Origin of the sequence: Actinospineispora spinosispora DSM 44797 (assembly GCF_000429025.1) — a bacterium.
Taxonomy (GTDB): domain Bacteria; phylum Actinomycetota; class Actinomycetes; order Mycobacteriales; family Pseudonocardiaceae; genus Pseudonocardia; species Pseudonocardia spinosispora.
Genome location: NZ_AUBB01000010.1, coordinates 73,578 through 91,433, shown reverse-complemented (window position 1 = coordinate 91,433; position 17,856 = coordinate 73,578). Strand labels below are relative to the sequence as shown.

Annotated in this window: 15 protein-coding genes; 5 read left to right on the top strand and 10 right to left on the bottom strand. The window is 70.1% G+C overall.

Going from position 1 to position 17,856, the window contains the following annotated elements:
* Position 1: 1 nt before the first annotated feature.
* The 3 genes from G406_RS0104225 to G406_RS0104215 are packed head-to-tail and all read right to left on the bottom strand — an operon-like array spanning position 2 to position 4,726.
* Complete coding sequence (locus tag G406_RS0104225; RefSeq protein ID WP_028932848.1) at positions 2 to 2,650, bottom strand: bifunctional acetate--CoA ligase family protein/GNAT family N-acetyltransferase; 2,649 nt, start codon at positions 2,648 to 2,650, stop codon at positions 2 to 4.
* A gap of 9 nt (positions 2,651 to 2,659) precedes the next feature.
* Positions 2,660 to 3,835, bottom strand: coding sequence for an acetoin utilization protein AcuC (locus G406_RS0104220; protein ID WP_028932847.1), 1,176 nt, complete (start codon positions 3,833 to 3,835; stop codon positions 2,660 to 2,662).
* Positions 3,836 to 3,853: 18 nt separating this feature from the next.
* Positions 3,854 to 4,726 (bottom strand): sulfurtransferase, encoded by an 873-nt coding sequence (locus G406_RS0104215; RefSeq protein WP_028932846.1) that lies wholly within the window; start codon positions 4,724 to 4,726, stop codon positions 3,854 to 3,856.
* A gap of 114 nt (positions 4,727 to 4,840) precedes the next feature.
* Between G406_RS0104215 and G406_RS0104210 the strand changes: the two genes are divergently transcribed.
* Positions 4,841 to 5,551 carry an iron-dependent transcriptional repressor DtxR gene (locus G406_RS0104210; protein ID WP_028932845.1) on the top strand — a complete coding sequence of 237 codons (711 nt, stop codon included), beginning with the start codon at positions 4,841 to 4,843 and terminating at the stop codon, positions 5,549 to 5,551.
* Between the two features lie 129 nt (positions 5,552 to 5,680).
* Positions 5,681 to 6,652 (top strand): UDP-glucose 4-epimerase GalE, encoded by a 972-nt coding sequence (galE, locus tag G406_RS0104205; RefSeq protein WP_028932844.1) that lies wholly within the window; start codon positions 5,681 to 5,683, stop codon positions 6,650 to 6,652.
* Between the two features lie 23 nt (positions 6,653 to 6,675).
* On the opposite strand, the gene G406_RS0104200 is transcribed toward galE, so the two are convergent.
* The gene (locus G406_RS0104200) at positions 6,676 to 7,734 is read right to left on the bottom strand and encodes a DUF4192 domain-containing protein (RefSeq protein WP_028932843.1); all 1,059 of its coding nucleotides are present in this window, start codon (positions 7,732 to 7,734) and stop codon (positions 6,676 to 6,678) included.
* Positions 7,735 to 7,881: 147 nt separating this feature from the next.
* The gene (locus G406_RS44530; RefSeq protein ID WP_037075111.1) at positions 7,882 to 9,522 is read right to left on the bottom strand and encodes a PucR family transcriptional regulator; all 1,641 of its coding nucleotides are present in this window, start codon (positions 9,520 to 9,522) and stop codon (positions 7,882 to 7,884) included.
* Between the two features lie 162 nt (positions 9,523 to 9,684).
* Here G406_RS44530 and pruA point away from each other — a divergent pair, with 162 nt between their 5' ends.
* From pruA to G406_RS0104180, 3 genes are all read left to right on the top strand, one after another.
* Entirely contained in the window at positions 9,685 to 11,310 is a 1,626-nt protein-coding gene (gene pruA, locus G406_RS0104190) for an L-glutamate gamma-semialdehyde dehydrogenase (RefSeq protein WP_028932842.1), read from the top strand.
* A 5-nt stretch (positions 11,311 to 11,315) separates the two neighbouring features.
* Complete coding sequence (locus G406_RS0104185) at positions 11,316 to 12,233, top strand: proline dehydrogenase family protein (protein ID WP_028932841.1); 918 nt, start codon at positions 11,316 to 11,318, stop codon at positions 12,231 to 12,233.
* Positions 12,234 to 12,390: 157 nt separating this feature from the next.
* Entirely contained in the window at positions 12,391 to 13,863 is a 1,473-nt protein-coding gene (locus tag G406_RS0104180; protein ID WP_028932840.1) for an amino acid permease, read from the top strand.
* 48 nt (positions 13,864 to 13,911) lie between these two features.
* Here the strand turns inward: G406_RS0104180 and G406_RS0104175 are convergent, their stop codons facing one another.
* From G406_RS0104175 to G406_RS0104155, 5 genes are all read right to left on the bottom strand, one after another.
* Complete coding sequence (locus G406_RS0104175; protein WP_028932839.1) at positions 13,912 to 14,304, bottom strand: type II toxin-antitoxin system VapC family toxin; 393 nt, start codon at positions 14,302 to 14,304, stop codon at positions 13,912 to 13,914.
* Complete coding sequence (locus G406_RS0104170; protein WP_028932838.1) at positions 14,282 to 14,527, bottom strand: type II toxin-antitoxin system Phd/YefM family antitoxin; 246 nt, start codon at positions 14,525 to 14,527, stop codon at positions 14,282 to 14,284. Before G406_RS0104170 ends, G406_RS0104175 begins: the two co-directional genes overlap by 23 nt.
* Positions 14,528 to 14,585: 58 nt before the next feature.
* On the bottom strand, positions 14,586 to 15,968 hold the full coding sequence (locus tag G406_RS44525) for a purine-cytosine permease family protein (protein ID WP_051341577.1): 1,383 nt from the start codon (positions 15,966 to 15,968) through the stop codon (positions 14,586 to 14,588).
* 85 nt (positions 15,969 to 16,053) lie between these two features.
* Entirely contained in the window at positions 16,054 to 16,974 is a 921-nt protein-coding gene (locus G406_RS0104160) for a pseudouridine-5'-phosphate glycosidase (RefSeq protein WP_028932837.1), read from the bottom strand.
* Positions 16,971 to 17,855, bottom strand: a complete 885-nt coding sequence (locus G406_RS0104155; protein ID WP_245607006.1) for a carbohydrate kinase family protein — start codon at positions 17,853 to 17,855, stop codon at positions 16,971 to 16,973. Before G406_RS0104155 ends, G406_RS0104160 begins: the two co-directional genes overlap by 4 nt.
* Position 17,856: the final 1 nt, after the last annotated feature.

The window sequence follows — 17,856 nt, the reverse complement described above, 5'->3', positions numbered from 1 at the left end:
CTCAGCGCAACCTCCTCGGCCCGCCGTCCAGCTGACTGGGCGGCGGGCCGAGGACGATCCTGGCCGCGGTCACCGACGCCGCCGTGGGTGCCGCGAGCACCGGCTGCAGCCGCAGCGACCTCAGCTCGGGGATGTCCTCGGCGAGTGCGCTGACCCGCAACGCCAGCTGTTCCAACGCGGCGAGATCGGCCCGCTCGGCCCCGCCGTACCCGTCGAGCAGCGGTGCGGCTCGCGGGGCCCGGATCAGCTCGTGGGCATCCCGGGTACTGAGCGGGACCACCCGGTGCGCCCGGTCACCGAGAAGCTCGGTGGCGATACCGGACAGCCCGAAGGACAGCAGCGACCCGAACGACGGGTCGTCCACCACGGCCAGCCCGCAGCTGGGCCCCTTGGGAGCCATCCGCTGCACGATCAGCTCGGTCTCGCCGGTCACCCCGACCAGGTCCCGGTACGCGGCGGTCACCGCGTCCGCCGAACCGAGGTCGAGCCGGACGCCGATCAGCTCGGGTCGCTGCCACTTCTCCCCCACGCCCTTGAGCGTCACCGGATATCCCAGCTCGTCGGCCGCCTGCACGGCCGAGGACGCCGACCCGGCCATCCGGAACGCCGTCACCTCGATCCCGTAGCAGGCCAGCAGCGCGAGGGCGTCCTGATCATCGAGCTGGACACCCGCGCCGTCGGCCGGCACGCATCGTTCGACGAGCTCGCGGGCGTCCTCGCGGCGAATCCCGTCCGGCCGTACGTAGTCGCCGACCGGGCCGTCGCGCCACTGCGCGTACCGCAACACACGGGCGAGCGTGGCCACCGCGCGCTCCGGGCTGGAGTAGCTGGGCACCGAACCCGGGCCCGGCCGGCCGTCCGGGCCCGGCGCCGCAAGCTCCTCCAGAATCCCCTCGGCGCCGAGGAAGGTCGTCAGGACCGGCTTGCCCGCGTCCGTCGCCGCCCTGCGCAGTGCCCGCGCGTACTCACCGACGGGAATCGCCAGCGGCGGGACGAACACCGCGATCAGCGCGTCGACCTCGGGATCGGCCACCGCGGTCGCGACCGCCTCGGCGAACCGTTCGGGCGCGGCGGACGCCCCGATGTCCGCCGGCGCCCCCGCCGGGACCAGCCCTTCGTCCAGGAGCGCGTCACACACCAGCACGCCCAGCGCGCTGGAGTTGCCCACCACCGCGACCCGGGGCCCGGTCGGCAGCGGCTGGTAGGCCAGCAGCAACGCGGTGTCGAACAACTGGGGCAGGGTCTGCACCCTGATGACCCCGGACTGCTCGAACAGCACCTGGACACTCGCCTCGTCGACCGGGACCATGCTCGCCCCGAACGCCGGCAGCGGCGCGGTGTGGCGGCCGCTCTTGACCGCGACGACCGGCTTCTGCCTGGCCAGACGCCGCGCCAGGCGGGCGAACTTGCGCGGGTTGCCGAACGTCTCCAGGTACAGCAGCACTACATCGGTGTCCGGGTCGGTCTGCCAGTACTGCAGCAGGTCGTTGCCGGACAGGTCGGCCCGGTTGCCCGCCGAGACGAACGTGGACAGTCCGAGGCCCCGGGACGCCAGCCCGGCCAGGATGGCGATGCCGAGGGCTCCCGACTGGCAGAAGAAGCCGACCCTGCCCAGACCCGGCAGGTCCGGCGCGAGGGTGGCGTTGAGCGACACCGCCGGATCGGTGTTGATCACTCCGAGGGCGTTGGGCCCGATCACCCGCATGCCGTGTGACCTGGCCTGGGTCACCAGATGTCGTTGCGCGCGCGAGCCGTCGGCGTCCGCCTCGGCGAACCCGGCGCTCAGCACCACCAGCGCCCGCACGCCTTTGACCAGGCAGGAGTCGAGCACGTCGTCCACCAGCGCGGCGGGAACCGCGACCACCGCCAGGTCCACGTCGTCGGGGATGTCGGTCACCGACGGGTATGCGCGCACGCCACGCACCGACCGCGCGTCCGGGTGGACCGGGTACACCGGTCCGGTGAAGTTGCCCCGCAGCAGGTTGGCCAGTACCGCGTGGCCGATCTTGGCCGGATCGGTGGACGCGCCGATCACCGCGACCGAGCCAGGGTGCAGCACGTTGTGCACTCCCCGGGCCTCCGCCGCCTGCTCCCTGGCGTTGCGCACCGCGAGGGAGCGCTCGGTTGCCTCGACGTCGAACTCCAGGTGTAGGACGCCGTCGGCGAACTCGCGGCTGACCTGGTAGCCGGCGTCCCGGAACACCCGGACCATCGTGTTGTTCTCCACCAGCACCTCGGCGACGAACCGCTGGACGCCGCTCTCCCCTGCCGCCGCGGCGAGGTGCTCCAGCAGGATGGACCCGAGCCCCCGGCCCTGGTGGTCGTCGCGGACCACGAAGGCCACCTCGGCCGACGCGGTGTCGTCGAGGCGTACGTATCGCCCGACCGCGACGATCTCGCTGCCGAGCAGGCACACGAATGCCACCTGATCGTGATGATCGACCTCGACGAACCGTTTCAGGTCCCTGGGCGGGATGTGCGGGTAGGGCCCGAAGTAGCGCAGGTAGCGGGTGCGGTCGGACAGCCTCGAGTGAAAGGCCAGCAGGTCGTCCGCGTCCGAGGGCAGGATCGGGCGCAGGTGCAGCACACCGCCGTCGGAGGCGACGACGTCCGCTTCCCAGTGCCTGGGGTAGATCACCGGCTCCGTCATGACCTCGACCTAGTCCCGGGGGTCGTCCGGGTCGAGACCGTGCAGCGGGAAGACCGCACGCCGGGTGTCACGTACCGCGATGTCGACCCGGTCCTCGCCGGTGCGCCACGGCAGGTGGTCCAGCGGCGCGCCCTCGCCCATCTCGGTCGGTACCGGAGCCTTCGTCAGGCGCGTGGTGTGGGCGATCCAGTCCGCCGGGATCGGCCGTTCGGGCTCCACATCGCGGTTCAGCACGGTCGCGATCAGGTGGGTCCAGGAGCGCGGCACCACCCGGAACAGGCTGTACCCGCCCCCGCCGAACGCGAGCCATTTGCCGCCGGCGGTCTGCTCGGCCAGCTCGCGCAGCTCCCGGTAGATCGCGCGGTGACCGTCGACGCTCAGGCTCAGCTCGGCCAGCGGGTCCTCGTGGTGAGTGTCCACCCCGCACTGGGTCACGAGCAGCTGGGGCCGGAACGCGTCGAGCAGGGAGGGCACCACGGCTTTGAAGGCCCGCAGCCACGAGCCGTCCCGGGTGCCCGGCGGCAGCGCCAGGTTGACCGAGGTGCCGGCGGCGTCGCCCGAGCCGACCTCGCCGGGCCATCCGGTGCCCGGCCACAGCGTCATCGGGTGCTGGTGCACCGAGATGGTGAGCACCCTGGGGTCGTCGGCGAACGCCGCCTGCACGCCGTCGCCGTGGTGGACGTCGACGTCGACGTAGGCGATCCGGTCGAACCCGTTGTCGAGCAGCCAGGAGATCGCCACCGCGCAGTCGTTGTACACGCAGAACCCGGACGCGGCACCCGCCATCGCGTGGTGGAGGCCGCCCGCGATGTTCACCGCGCGGTCCACCGTGCCCTCGGCGATCTGTCGCGCCGCGAGCAACGATCCGCCGCACACGAGTGCGCTCGACTCGTGCATGCCGAAGAAGATCGGGTTGTCCGCTGTGCCCAGGCCGTGGCCCGCCGCGAACGGGTCCTCCGGGGCGCTCTTCACCGCGGTCAGGTAGGACGGTTCGTGGATCCGCTCGATCTCGCTGTCCGGCGCCGGCTCCGGAGCCAGCACCTCGATGCCCTCCAGCACACCGAGCCCGGATGCCAGCCGCATCGTGAGATCGAGCCGGATCGGGTCGAGCGGATGCGACTCGCTGAGGTGGTAGCCCAGGAAGTTCGGCGTCCACACGACAGCGGGATCTCTACCGGCGCTCATGACGAAGACCGTAGGCGCTCAGGCCGGTTCCGGCTCGTCCCCGAGCGCGACGGGGCGCTCGGGGTCGGCGCTCCAGTTCGACCATGACCCCGCGTACAACGCCGCCGGACGCTCGGGCGGCCGCAGCCCGGCGTGTTCCAGCGCGAGTACCACCGACGTCGCCGTCACCCCCGAACCGCAGTACGCACCGACCTCGGTGCCACCCACGACACCGAGCGCGCGGTAGTACGCGGCCAGGTCATCCGGGGACCGCCAGTGCCCTTCGGGTCCGATGTGCCGGGCGAACGGGGCGTTGCGCGCGCCGGGAACGTGCCCCGCGCGCGGGTCCACCGGTTCGGTCTCACCCCGGTAGCGCGCCGGTGCCCTGGCGTCCAGGAGCAGACCGGTGCCAGCTAGGGACGCCGCACCGTCGGCGTCGAGCACCGGCATCGAACCCGGTCGCGCCGTCAACGCGCCCCTCGTCGGCTCGGGGACCTCCGACTCGGTCGGATGGCCGTCGGCCACCCACGCGGAGAAACCACCGTCCAGGACCCGCACCTGGTCCGAGGGCATCCCCAGCCAGCGCAACAACCACCAGGCCCTCGCCGCGACCGAGCCGTCCGCGTCGTCGTAGACCACGACCGTCGAGCTGTCCGAGACTCCCACCGACGCGAATTCCGCCGTCAGCCGGGCCGGGTCCGGGATCGGGTGCCGTCCGCCGGGCCCGGGTGGGTCGGCGAGCGCGGTGTCCAGGTTCAGGAACCGGGCGCCCGGGACATGGGCGGCCTGGTAGTCGAGCAACCCGGGCGGGCCACCCAGCCTCCACCTGACGTCCAGCACGACCAGCGGTAGTTCCGTGAGGCGGGCGTCGGACAGCGCCACGAGCTCCACAGCGGTTATCAGCGGTGACACGCCACCCATCCTGCACCCTCCACCGTCCGGAGATCCGGATAACCCGAACGGGTCGGCGGAGTCAGTACTCGGCGCGAACAGATACCATAGATGAAGAATGAAGGGGCGGCAGACGTGAACGATCTCATTGACACCACAGAGATGTATCTCCGCACCATTTACGAGCTCGAAGAGGAAGGCATCGTCCCACTTCGAGCTCGTATCGCGGAGCGGCTCGCCCAGAGCGGACCCACGGTGAGCCAGACCGTCGCTCGGATGGAGCGGGACGGGCTCGTCGTAGTCGCGGGTGACCGCCACCTGGAGCTGACCGACGCCGGTCGGTCGCGCGCCGTGGCCGTGATGCGCAAGCACCGGCTGGCCGAACGGCTGCTGACCGACGTGATCGGTCTGGAATGGGAGCACGTCCACGCGGAGGCCTGCCGCTGGGAGCACGTCATGAGCGATGCGGTCGAGCGCAAGCTCGTGCTGCTGCTCAACAACCCGACGATCTCTCCCTACGGCAACCCGATCCCCGGGCTGGAGCAGCTCGAGGAGCCGAGCGGCGACGGTTCCGAGGTGCCGGTGCTCGAGCTGGGGCTGCAGCGCCTCGACGAGTTCGCCCGCCGCGGCGGCGGAACCGTGGAGGTCCGCCGGATCGCCGAGCACGTGCAGGCCGACAGCGACCTGATGACGGAGCTGAAGTCGGCGGGCATCGTGCCGGGCCAGGACGTCCAGATCGGCGCGATCCCACGCTTCGGTGATGCCGTGCCGGTGCATCTGGACGGCGAGCAGGCAAAGGTCCAGCCGCTGCTGGCCCACGCCGTGCTGGTGCGTCCCCGGACGTAGCCGCCGAACGACTTCGCACACTGTGGTGCCTCGCGCATGGTCGGTCATGTGCGAGGCACTTGCATGTGCGGGGTCGTGGGCATGAGACGGTGTGCGGCGACGAGGACCGTCGCGGCGAGAGGCATGGCCATGCGCGTGTTGGTGACCGGTGGAGCCGGATATCTGGGCAGTGTGTGCGCGGCGCACCTGGTCGAGACCGGCCACGAGGTCGTGGTGCTGGACGATCTGTCCACCGGGCATCTGGACGCGGTGCCCGAGGGCTGCCGGTTCGTCGAGGGTGACCTCGCGGAGACGGCCGACGCCGTCCTCGCCGAAGGTTTCGACGGTGTCCTGCACTTCGCCGCGAAGTCCCTGGTCGGCGAGTCGATGGAGCGCCCCGAGTTGTACTGGCAGGGCAACGTCGTCACCTCGATCAGGCTGTTCGAGGCGATGCGGACGCATGGGACGCCCAGGCTGGTCTTCTCCTCGACCGCCGCGACCTACGGTGAGCCGGAACGGTCGCCGGTGACCGAGGACGCCCCCGCCGTGCCGACCAACACCTACGGCGCGACCAAGCTGGCGATCGACCACGCGATCACCTCCTACGCGAGGGCCTACGGTCTCGCGGCGACCAGCCTGCGGTACTTCAACGTGGCGGGGGCACACGGGCGGTTCGGCGAGCGGCACGCGGTGGAGACGCACCTGATCCCGATCGTGCTGCAGGTGGCGACCGGGCAGCGTGAGTCGGTGGCGATCTACGGCGAGGACTGGCCAACGCCGGACGGCACCTGCATCCGCGACTACATCCATGTCGACGATCTCGCCGACGCGCACCTGCTCGCGCTGGAGAACGCACAGCCCGGCCGGCATGCAATCTACAACCTGGGCAGCGGCACCGGGTTCTCCGTACGTGAGGTGATCGAAACCTGTCGCTCGGTCACCGGACACGCGATCCCGGCGCTGCCGGCCGCTCGCCGCGCGGGTGACCCCGCCGTCCTGGTCGCCTCGAGTGAGCGGGCCAAGGCCGAACTGGGGTGGCAGCCCTCCCGCACCGACATCACCCGGATCGTCGACGATGCGTGGCAGTTCACCCAGGCGCACCTCACTACGCAGCCGCGCTGAGGCGGTGCTGTGCACCGGGCCGGTCACGCTCGCGCCCCGGTGCACCGCAGCGCCTTCTCCGCGTCGGCGATCCCCTGGACGAACATGCCGCTCAGCGCGGCCGGTGAGATACCGGAGCACAACGCGTCGAGGAACATCCCGCTGAGGTAGTGCCCGGGCCAGGCACGTTGGGCGCGCTCCAAGGCAACCGTGGCCAACGCACTGTCGCCGAGGACCACGGCACTGAACGCGAACAGCACGGCCGGCTCGGCCACCTCCGGGTCGGGCAGCTCCCGCATGAGTGCGGCCCACAACCGTTGCGCCGCGTCCGCGCGATCGCCGAACGCGAAACCGAGACAGGCGTCGCGGACCGTCGGGTCGCTCAGCGCCAGGCACAACGACAGCACGTCCCGGTCGCTTAGCCGAGGTGGCTCACCGTCGTCGGCCGCGACCCACCTCTCGATCAGCGCCAGCCCTTCGACGCCGGCGTACGGCAGCTCCCATCCCTCCCGTTCGACCTGCTCCAGGTAGGTGTTGATCAGCTCGGAGCGTCGCGCCAGGGTCGGCCCGTGGCCGGGGCGGACCAACCGTTCGACCTCGGCCCGGTCCGGGTAGATCACCTTTCCCGAGGCGACCATCTCGGCCGCGAGCGGCGCACTCGCCGGATCGGGCAGCCGCCCGGCGTCCCGCGTCCGGTAGCAGCTCCACGGCGCGTCCTTCGCTATCTCGGCCGCCCAGACGGCCGCCCTGACCGGGATCCCCTGGGCGAGGCATTCCTCGACCAACGCCGCGATCAGACCGGCACGCGGTGGGTCCCGGTCGGAGCCGGGTGGCTCACCACCCCCGACCACGACGAACAGCAGCTCGTCGCTCTCCCGGACCGCGTCGATATCGAGGACCTCGTGCGCCGCCGCGGCCGCATCGCGGTCCGGCGGCAGATCGATCCGCATCGTGAATCGGATGAACTCGCCGTCGTCGCGCCCGATGCTGACCGCCACCAGGGACTCGGTGGGGTAGAAGCCCAGGAGCGCCGGTATCGCGGTGACGAGGTCCGGCGGGGCGGTGAGACGGAGCCGGGCGATGGGTGTGGTGTCGGGTCTCATGCCACGAGAATGCGCTGGTCGAGCGCGCGTGTGGGGCGGTGCGCCGCGGCCTGTGGACAACCGCCCGGATCGGCCGCGGCGCGGCACCCGGACGACCGAGTTTGTGGATAACCGGGCGAAACCGGGCCGGGTTGTCGGAGTCGGCCGCTACTCTGTCCCGCCGGCCGAGTGGATCAGGAGCAGCTGCAGGTGGCAGGCCAGCCGTTCCCTCGGCTGGTCGAGGTCGACGCCGGACACCGCGTGCGCCCTGCGCAACCGGTGCCGCAGCGTGTTCGGATGGACGTGCAGACCAGCGGCCGCCGTGCGCACATCGCCCAGTGCGTCGAGATAGGCCAGCACCGACTCGACCAGTACTCCGCCGCGCTCGGCGTCGTCGGCGACGAGCGCACTCACCCCGGGACTGCCCAGCTCCGGTCGCGCGGCCAACACGTCCAGCAGCTCGCCGAGCAGCAACTCGGTGCGCAGTTCCGATAGTCCGGCGACCGATGGGTGCGCGCCGCGAGCCGACCGGGCGAGCGCATCGAGGACCCTGTCGACCTCCGTGCGGGCCCCGGACAGCTCGGCGAGCGCCGGTACGGGGTCGCTGATGCCCGCCCACCAGATGACCTCGGTCTGCTGCCGGGCGACCTCGACGGCGTCCCGCACCCAGGACCGCAGCGTCGGGTCGTGCGGTCCCGCTCCCGGCCGGACCCCGGAGAGCACCGCGTAGACCCGGTCGTCGTGCACCGTGATCAACGCTGTGCGGTGGTAGGCGGTCGCGTACACCGAGACCACGCTGCGCAGCTGGTCGTGCTGCAGTTCGCGGACCGGAACGTCGGGCTCGATCGGACCGCCGAAGCCGATCACGATCGCGGCCGCCGACGGGTCAAGCCCGAGTCGGCCGGCGACGAGGTCGGTGTTGGCCCGGCCGGTGAGCAGCTCGACGAGCTGGGCGCCACCGGACGCCGGGCCCGCGCCGGTCCGCCTGCGCAGGATCTCCGTCGCGGCCAACCGAGCCGCTCCGATGAGCGCCTCCTCCGCTCGCTCCGCGAACGGCGCCGCCTCCGGGGCGAACCGTTCCTGCACCCAGATGGTGCCCAGGTAGCGCGAGCCCGCCCGGATACCGACCGCCAGGCGGGCACGGACACCCAGCTCCGGGCGCGCATCGACCCGGACCACGTGCTCGCCGTCGCGCAGCCGGTCCAGCACGCCCCATTCGCGCAGCATCCGCATGTAGCTCTCCGGGCCCTGCCAGCCCAGGATGGACAGCCTGCGCAGCTCGTCGACCGCGTCGTCGGAGCGCGAGTAGCCGAGTACCCGGTTGCCCGCGTCCTCGATGCTCACGATGCCCCCGGTGACCAGCGCGGTCGCCTCCGCGAGCGCGAACAGCGTCTCGCCGGAGGAGTCCGATGCGGGGCCGCCGCCCGGGCGGGCGACCAGTTCGGCGGCTTCCAGCCGTTCACGCAGCAGCGAGGCCAGCTGGTCCCACCGCACCTGCGGACCGACGGTGAGCAGCGCGATCCCGGCCGCGTCCGCGGCGTCGGCGAGCTCGACCGCCGCCGCCGGACCGGTCTTGACCGCCACCGCGGCCGCGCGGCTGCGGGCCGCGGCCCTCAGCAGCGGCAACGCCTCGCGCCCCCGCGCCCCGATGATCAGCACCAGCTCGTCCCGGTGGTCACGGACCTCGTCGTCCGGATCCAGGATCGCCATACCGAGGATCTGGGGTCCCTCGGCCGGTGCCATCGGATGCAGGTCGGCCAGAGTGCCGACGATGCCGTCGAGGAGCTGCCCGAGCGGGGTTCCGTGCACGTCCGACGTCCGTTCTCGAGCGGGCCGGTCATCGGTCGACCTCAGGCGTCACAACTTGTCCGATACGCTAATGACTTAACACGCACTCTAGCCGATCGACCAATCCTGAGAGCGTTTCCGCTGGTTACCGTTCCAGCACACGCCAACACGGGAGGTGTCCTCATGGACTCGATCGCCCTGACACCCGCTCCGCGCAACGAGCCGATCCAGGACTACGCCCCTGGCTCGGCGCAGCGGGCAAGCCTGACCGCACGACTCGGAGAGCTGGCCGCGCAGCGGCACGAGCTCACCCAGACCATCGACGGAGAGCAGCGCCTCGGCGGTGGTTCCCCCGTAGACGTCGTCGCGCCCCATCGTCACTCACACGTTCTGGGCACCTTCCGGACCGCAACCGCCGACGACGCGAAGTTCGCCGTCGACGCCGCGCTGCGTGCGGCGGCACCATGGCGCGAGATGTCGTTCGAGGCCAGGGCCTCGGTCCTGCTGCGCGCCGCCGACCTGCTGTCCGGACCGTGGCGCGACACGCTCAACGCCGCCACGATGCTCGGCCAGTCCAAGACCGCGATCCAGGCCGAGATCGACTCCGCGTGCGAGCTGGCCGACTTCTGGCGCTTCAACGTCGCCTTCGCCCGACGCATCCTGACCGAGCAGCCGGAGTCCTCCCCCGGCGTCTGGAACCGGATGGACCACCGCCCGCTGGAGGGGTTCGTCTACGCGATCACCCCGTTCAACTTCACCGCGATCGCCGGCAACCTGCCGACCGCGCCCGCCCTGATGGGCAACACGGTCATCTGGAAGCCGTCCCCCACCCAGACGTTGTCCGCCTGGTACACGATGCGCCTGCTCGAACAGGCGGGCATGCCGCCGGGTGTGATCAACATGGTGACCGGTGACGGCCGTGCACTGTCCGAGGTCCTGCTCGCCGACGAGCACCTCGCTGGCATCCACTTCACCGGCTCCACCGCGACCTTCCAGCACCTGTGGGGCCAGGTCGGCGCCAACATCAACCAGTATCGGAGCTACCCCAGGATCGTCGGCGAGACCGGCGGCAAGGACTTCATCGTGGCGCACGCCTCGGCGGAGATCGACGTGCTGCGCACCGCGATGGTCCGGGGCGCCTACGAGTACTCCGGGCAGAAGTGCTCGGCGGCCTCCCGCGCGTTCGTCCCCCGCTCGGTGTGGCAGCGACTGCGCGACGACCTGGTCGACGAGGTGGCGTCGCTGCCCGTGGGCGACGTCGCGGACCTGAAGAACTTCACCAGTGCGGTGATCGACCGGCGTTCGTTCGACAAGCTCGACGGAGTACTGAAGCAGGTCGCCTCGGACGACAGCGTCGAGGTGCTGGCGGGCGGTACGGCCGACGACAGCGAGGGCTACTTCGTCCGCCCGACCCTGATGGTCGGCTCGGACCCCGGCCACGACATCTTCCGCACCGAGTACTTCGGTCCGCTGCTCGCGGTGCACGTCTACGACGACGCCGATTTCGACCAGGTACTGAAGACGGTCGACCAGGGTTCGGCGTACGGCCTGACCGGTTCGATCATCGGCAACGACCGCGCCGCGATCAACCAGGCCTCCGAGGCGCTGCGGTTCAGCGCGGGCAACTTCTACATCAACGACCGGCCGACCGGCGCCGTGGTCGGCCAGCAGCCCTTCGGCGGCGCCCGTGGTTCGGGCACCAACGACAAGGCGGGCTCGATCTTCAACCTGCTGCGCTGGACCAGCCCGCGTTCCATCAAGGAGAACCTCAACCCGCCGGTCTCCATCACCTACCCACACCAGGGGTGACCACGATGCTCCGCTCCGCGCTGCTCAGCGCGGCCCGCTCGCCCGCGCTGCGTTCCGCCGCCGAGCACTCCACGCTGGCCCGGCCGATCGTCCATCGCTTCGTCGCGGGCGACCAGCTGGACAGCGCGCTCACCGTGGCCCGCGAGCTGGTAGCCGACCGGCTCGTGTCCATGGACCACCTCGGTGAGAACACCGAGAACCGGGCACAGGCCGAGGAGACCACCCAGGCGTACCTGACCCTGCTGGGCCGGCTCGACGACGAAGGGCTCGCCGACCGGGTGGAGGTGTCGGTCAAGCTGTCCGCACTGGGCCAGTCGCTCCCGGGTGACGGGCAGTCACTGGCGACCGACAACGCCGCCCGGATCTGTGCCCGCGCCGCCGGAGCCGGCACAACGGTCACGGTCGACATGGAGGACCACACCACCACGGACGCGACCCTGGAAACGGTGCGCACACTGCGCCGGGACTGGCCGGGAACCGGCGCCGTGCTGCAGGCCTACCTGCGGCGCACCGAGGCGGACTGTGTCAACCTCGCCGGCCCCGGTTCCCGGGTGCGGCTGTGCAAGGGCGCCTACGACGAGCCCTCGTCGGTCGCCTTCCGGGAACGTTCCGAGGTCGACGCCTCGTACCGGCGCTGTCTCGACGCGCTCATGGCCGGGCAGGGCTACCCGATGGTCGCCACGCACGATCCCGCGTTGATCGACCATGCCGACCGGCTCGCCCAGGGGACGGACCGCGAGTTCGAGTTCCAGATGCTCTACGGGGTCCGCCCCGAGGAGCAGCGCAGGCTGGCCGCGCGCGGCAGCCGCATGCGGGTGTATCTGCCGTACGGGTCGGCTTGGTTCCCCTACTTCATGAGAAGGCTTGGCGAACGGCCCGCCAACGTGATGTTCTTCCTCCGTTCGTTCACCAGCCGTCACTGAAAGTCCACGTCACGTCCGGTTCCCGGGTCGCTCGGAAGGGTGACCCGGGAACCGGTGTCCCACCACCTCAAGCGAATGTCAACTCATGTTGGCATCGGATCGTCCATCAGCTAGACACTGATCACCCACCGAGCGTCGATCACGTAGGGGAAAGCCAATGACGACCTCACCCAGCCCGGAGCACACCAGGGTGTTCCGGCGGATGCCCATCCACCAGATCGAGGACGAGTCGGGCGACAGCGGCCTCAAGAAGACGCTCGGCCTGTGGCAGCTGACCGCGATCGGCGTCGGCGGCATCATCGGCGCGGGCATCTTCGCGCTCGCCGGCACGGTGGCGAACGAAACCGCCGGGCCCGCCGTGCTGATCTCGTTCCTGATCGCCGGGGTGGCCAGCGCCGCCGCGGCCTTCTCCTACGCCGAGTTCGCCGGCCTGATCCCGAAAGCCGGCTCGGCCTACACCTACGGCTACGCGGTGCTCGGTGAACCGGTTGCCTGGTTCATCGGCTGGGACCTGCTGCTGGAGTACACCGCGATCGTCTCGGTCGTCGCGATCGGCATCTCCGGCTACTTCAACGAGCTGCTGAGCCTGCTGCACCTGCAGCTACCACTGTGGATGTCGGGTGCACCCGGTACCGAACCGACCGGGGTGGCCTCCGGCTCGTACAAGATCGACCTGTTCGCGGCGCTGCTGTGCCTGCTCATCGCGTACGTGCTCAACCGGGGCATGAAGAGCGCGGCACGGTTCGAGACCGGGCTCGTCTACCTGAAGGTCGCCATCGTCCTGCTGGTCGTCGTGGTCGGCGTGTTCCACATCAACTCGGCCAACTACTCGCCGTTCGCGCCGTTCGGTCTCGCCGGCGCCTTCACCGGCGCGGCGACGGTCTTCTTCGCGGTGTTCGGTTACGACGCGATGAGCACCGCCGCCGAGGAGTCCGAGGACTCGCAGAAGCACATGCCGAAGGCGATCATGTACTCGCTCGCCATCTCGATGGTGCTGTACGTACTGGCCTGTCTGGTGCTGACCGGCATGGTCAACTACAAGGACATCGACCCCAAGGCGGCGTTCTCCAGCGCGTTCACCTCGGTCGGGCTCAACACGATCGCGCTGGTCATCGCGGTGGGCGCGATCTTCGGCATCCTGACGGTCATGTTCACCTTCATGATGGGCGCGACCCGGGTGGGCTACTCGATGAGCCGCGACGGCCTGCTGCCCAGGTGGTTCGCCAAGACCAACGAGGCCCGTCAGGTGCCGAGCCGGATCACCTGGGTGTTCGGCGTGGCCTCGGCGATCATCGCGGGGTTCCTGAACATCAAGGAGGCCGCCGAGCTGACCAACATCGGCATCCTGCTCGCCTTCATCGTGGTGTGCGTCGCGGTCATCGTGCTGCGCTACAAGCAGCCCGACCTGCCACGTAGCTTCCGCTGCCCGGGCATGCCGGTCGTTCCGATCATCGGGGTCGGGTTCTCGATCTGGCTGATCTCGTTCCTGACCTGGCACACCTACGTACGCTTCGGGATCTGGTTCGCACTCGGCCTGATCGTCTACCTGGCCTACAGCAGGCGGAACTCCCGTCTCGCACTGGCGCAGCAGGCGGCGGAGGAAGGTCCGGCCAAGCACGAGGCACCGTGATCGAGGGCGGCCCCGGACCCGCGCACACGGCGGGTCCGGGGTCGCCGATCACACGGTCGCGTCGATCACGAAGTCCCGCCCGAGGCCCAGCAGCACCTGATCAGCCGTGAGCAGCCGCAAACCTGAGCGATGCGCCTGAGCGACCAACAGCCGATCGAAAGGATCGTGGCGCAGCAGCTCCGGGAACTCTCGAATGCCCTCGGCGTGCTCAGCGGTGACGCTGAGCGGCACCAGACCTTGCTGCCGGAGCCTCGATGCCAGATCAGCCGGAATCGTCAGCTTGCCGAGCATCGACTTGATCGTGAGTTCCCAGACTGAGGCGGCGGATACGTAGACCCCGCCAGCTGTCTGGATCAGTTCCCTCGCTCGCGCACCCAGGCGCGCACTGTCGTCGAGCAGCCACACCACCGCCTGGCTGTCAAGAAGCAGCAACGTCGTCACCGTAGAACATGCGCTGGATGTCCTGATCAACGTCGAAGACTGAATCGTCGTAGCTGATCTCACCCTTCATGCCGCCGAAGGTCACTGCGGCGGCCTGGTGAGGGACCAGATCGGCGATCGGTTTGCCTGCCTTCGAGATGATCACGTGCTCTCCGGCCGCGACACGCTCCAGCAGGCGCGACAGCTGGGTCTTCGCCTCATGGATGTTGACATTGACCGCCATAGCTCGACACTAACAGACTAGACTAAGTCTAGTCCATTATGCTTCCTTGTCTCTCAGGTCATTTCACGGTCGCGGCTTCGACGGCCGGGGCCGACGCGGCCGCCCTGATGCGGCCCCCGGCCAGCACCACGAACAGCAGCACCGAGATCAGGCCCGCCACGACGGACAGCGGCGCGATCTCGTAGCAGAAGCTCGGCAGGAAGTGCTGGCCGACGAAACTGATCACGACACCCACGGCGGCGGCCAGCACCGCATCGAGTCGCCAGCGCTCACGCCACCCCGCTGGCGCACGGAAGAACTCCGATGCCGCCGTCCGGCGCCGCTGCACCCAGACCCAGTCCGCGAGCATGACGAACGTGAACGGGATGATCACGTTCCCGCCCGCCTCGAGGAACGCCTCGGCGTTCTGCAGGATGCCGACGACCGCCAACAGCACACCGAGAACCCCCAGCACCACGGTGGCGACCGGCTGTTCCCAGCGGCGCGGCTCCCGGACGGTGTTGAGCGCGACCAGCAGGTCCACCATCGCCGGGTACAGGTTCATCGCGTTGGTGTGCAGCACCGCGATGGCCACACCGACCGCCGCGACGACGCCCCAGCCCTGGAGGTCCCTGGCCAGCAGCGCGACGTTCCACTCCCCCGTGGCCGCCTGCGAGTAGAGACCCATCACTCCCATGCCGATCAGCGCGATCATGATGCCCGCCGAGGGCGCGAGGAAGTACGAGGGACGCTGTCCGCCGGTCCGCTCGACCGGCACGGCGAACCGGGAGACCGTCGAGAGCTTGTAGGTCCAGGACAGGATCGAGAACGACAGGATGATCGTCAGCGCGCTGCCCCAGTTCATCGGAATGCGCTGGGTCGGTGCGACCAGGTCGTGGTTCATCGCCAGGTAACCGAACAGCGCCCCGTAGCAGAGCACGGTGAGCAGCGCGGTGTAGCGGTAGAACCGCTCCAGCCATTTCATGCCGAACAGCACCAGAATGATCTGCACGCCGCCGACCACGATGTTCCACATCAGCAGCGACGAGTTCGTGATGGTCGCCAGGATGACCGCGCCGACCGCGGTATTGAGACCGAACCACCCGAGGTTCACCACGGTGAACAGCGCGGAGAAGCCGAACGCGCCGTGCCAGCCGTAGGTCCGTCGCGCCACCACGAGGCCGGACAACGGTGTCTCGCGGCCCATCTCGGAGAACAGGCCGGCCGGGACCAGCGCGATCAGCCAGGCGATCAGGCCCGCGATGATGAAGTTCGTCAGCCCGTAGTCGAACAGCAGCTGACCGACCAGCGGTGTGGTCGCCGAGCTGGCGGCCATGAGCCAGACGACGAACATCCGGAACGGCCGCATGATCCGTTGGTCGTCGGGGACCGGCAGCACCCCGACGGTCTCCAGCTCCGCTCCGACTCGGTTCGACAGGGAACGCGGCTCACCCTCGACCATCGCTGCACCACTCCGTGCGAGAAAGTTAAACCTTTAACGTGAGGAGGGATACTAAGTCCTCGGCGACGCCCTCGGCAAGATCCGGTCAGTCGGTTCGACGACGGAGCCGGGCGAGCGACACCGCGACCTCCGATGCCACCCGCGCGTTCTGTTCGGCGAGCGCGAGGTTCGCGGGCACGCTGGCGCCGTCGGTCTCGGCCTCGAGCCTGGCCAGGACGTAGGGAGTGACCGCCGCGCCGGTGACCGCTGCCTCCGCCGCGGCGGCCAGCGCGGCGTCCATGCTCGCCGCGAGGTCGGCGGCGTCCAGCTCGTCCGCCTCGGGGATCGGCACGGTCAGCAGCACACCGGTGCGCGGTCGCACACGCGCCTCGAGAACCCGCGCCACCTCGTCGGCCGTCTCGACCCGGTGCGGCACCGGAAGACCACTGGATCGGACGTAGAACGCGGGGAAGTCGTCGTGTCTCCAGCCGAGCACGGGGACACCCTCGGTCTCGAGGTACTCGAGCGTGCGAGGCAGGTCCAGGAATGCCTTGGCACCTGCGCACACGGTGATCACCGGATGGTGGGCCAGCGCGTCCAGGTCGGCGGAGATGTCACCGGTCACCTCCGCGTTCCGGTGCACGCCGCCGATGCCGCCGGTGGCGAACACCAAGATTCCGGCACGTTCGGCCAGCGCGACCGTCGCCGAGACCGTCGTGACCCCGACCGGCCAGTCCTGCGCGGCGGCCACGGCGAGATCGCGCTCGGCGACCTTGCGCTCCCCCTCCAGGACTCGCTTCTCGCCCTCCGGATCCAGCCCGACCCGCCACACACCGTCCAGTACCGCGATCACCGCGGGCGTCACACCGGCCGCGCGGATCGTCTCGGTACAGCGCGTCAGCGCCTCGGCATTGTGCGGCGGCGGGAGCCCGAGCGTCGAGAAGATGGTGGACTCCAGCGCGACCACCGGCGTGCCTTCCGCCACGGCGGTGGCCACCTCGTCGGACAGCACGAGCGGGCCGTTCACGAGACCTCCAGGGAGAAGTTGGCGCCGGGCGCGTCGAGCACCCTGGCGGCGAGTCGGTGTCCGGCCGTCACGGCGGCAGGTACCTGCGAGCCCTGGGCGACGGCGGCCAGGTAGCCGGCGGCGAACGCGTCGCCCGCGCCGGTGCTGTCCCTCGGGTGGACACGCACCGGAACGGGAACCCGCAGCCGTTCTCCGTCAGCCAGTATGACGACCGTCGGCTCCGCGCCACCTTTGATGACACACACCGTGCCATTCGGAGGCGGGCGATCCGCCAGACCTAGCAGCTCCGCCTCGGCCGAGTTGGCGAACAACACCGAGGGCCGAGCCTCGGCGACCAGATCGAGGAACCGGGCGGGACCGTAGTCGAGCAACAGCCCGGTCGAGGACGCGTCGATGCTCACCCGGCGACCACCGCGAGCCGCGACCCGCATCAGCGCGAGCGCGTTGCTCTCGGACGTTTCGGTGGCGAACGCATAGGAGGGGACGTGCAGCAGGGACACGCCGGTCAGCCAGTCCTCCGCCACCGGTCCCAGGTCCGCGCTGGCACCCCGGTCGGGCAGCATCGTGCGTTCGCCATCCTCGTGGACCAGCACCACGATGCTCCCGGTCCGACCGCCACGCTGAACGTGGACATCGACACCTGCGGCGCGCAGCTGATCGACCAGTCCGTGCCCCAGGGGATCAGCGCCCACCCGGCCGATGAACCGGGTCGGCACCAGCGACGCCGCGAAACGCGCCACGTTCGCGGCGCTGCCGCCCCGGGTGCGATGCACCGTTGCCGGATTGTCTGTTCCCACCCGCAACGGGCCGCGCAACCACACCACCACGTCTTCGACGAGGTCACCGAGCACCGCGAGCACACCACTGTCGGGTAGGGGCACA

What these genes read in the sequence shown, in the direction of transcription:
- G406_RS0104225 (WP_028932848.1), bottom strand. Translation starts at nt 2,650, where the DNA reads ATGACGGAGCCGGTGATCTACCCCAGGCACTGGGAAGCGGACGTCGTC.
- G406_RS0104220 (WP_028932847.1), bottom strand. Translation starts at nt 3,835, where the DNA reads ATGAGCGCCGGTAGAGATCCCGCTGTCGTGTGGACGCCGAACTTCCTG.
- galE (WP_028932844.1), top strand. Translation starts at nt 5,681, where the DNA reads ATGCGCGTGTTGGTGACCGGTGGAGCCGGATATCTGGGCAGTGTGTGC.
- G406_RS0104200 (WP_028932843.1), bottom strand. Translation starts at nt 7,734, where the DNA reads ATGAGACCCGACACCACACCCATCGCCCGGCTCCGTCTCACCGCCCCG.
- pruA (WP_028932842.1), top strand. Translation starts at nt 9,685, where the DNA reads ATGGACTCGATCGCCCTGACACCCGCTCCGCGCAACGAGCCGATCCAG.
- G406_RS0104185 (WP_028932841.1), top strand. Translation starts at nt 11,316, where the DNA reads ATGCTCCGCTCCGCGCTGCTCAGCGCGGCCCGCTCGCCCGCGCTGCGT.
- G406_RS0104180 (WP_028932840.1), top strand. Translation starts at nt 12,391, where the DNA reads ATGACGACCTCACCCAGCCCGGAGCACACCAGGGTGTTCCGGCGGATG.
- G406_RS0104170 (WP_028932838.1), bottom strand. Translation starts at nt 14,527, where the DNA reads ATGGCGGTCAATGTCAACATCCATGAGGCGAAGACCCAGCTGTCGCGC.
- G406_RS44525 (WP_051341577.1), bottom strand. Translation starts at nt 15,968, where the DNA reads ATGGTCGAGGGTGAGCCGCGTTCCCTGTCGAACCGAGTCGGAGCGGAG.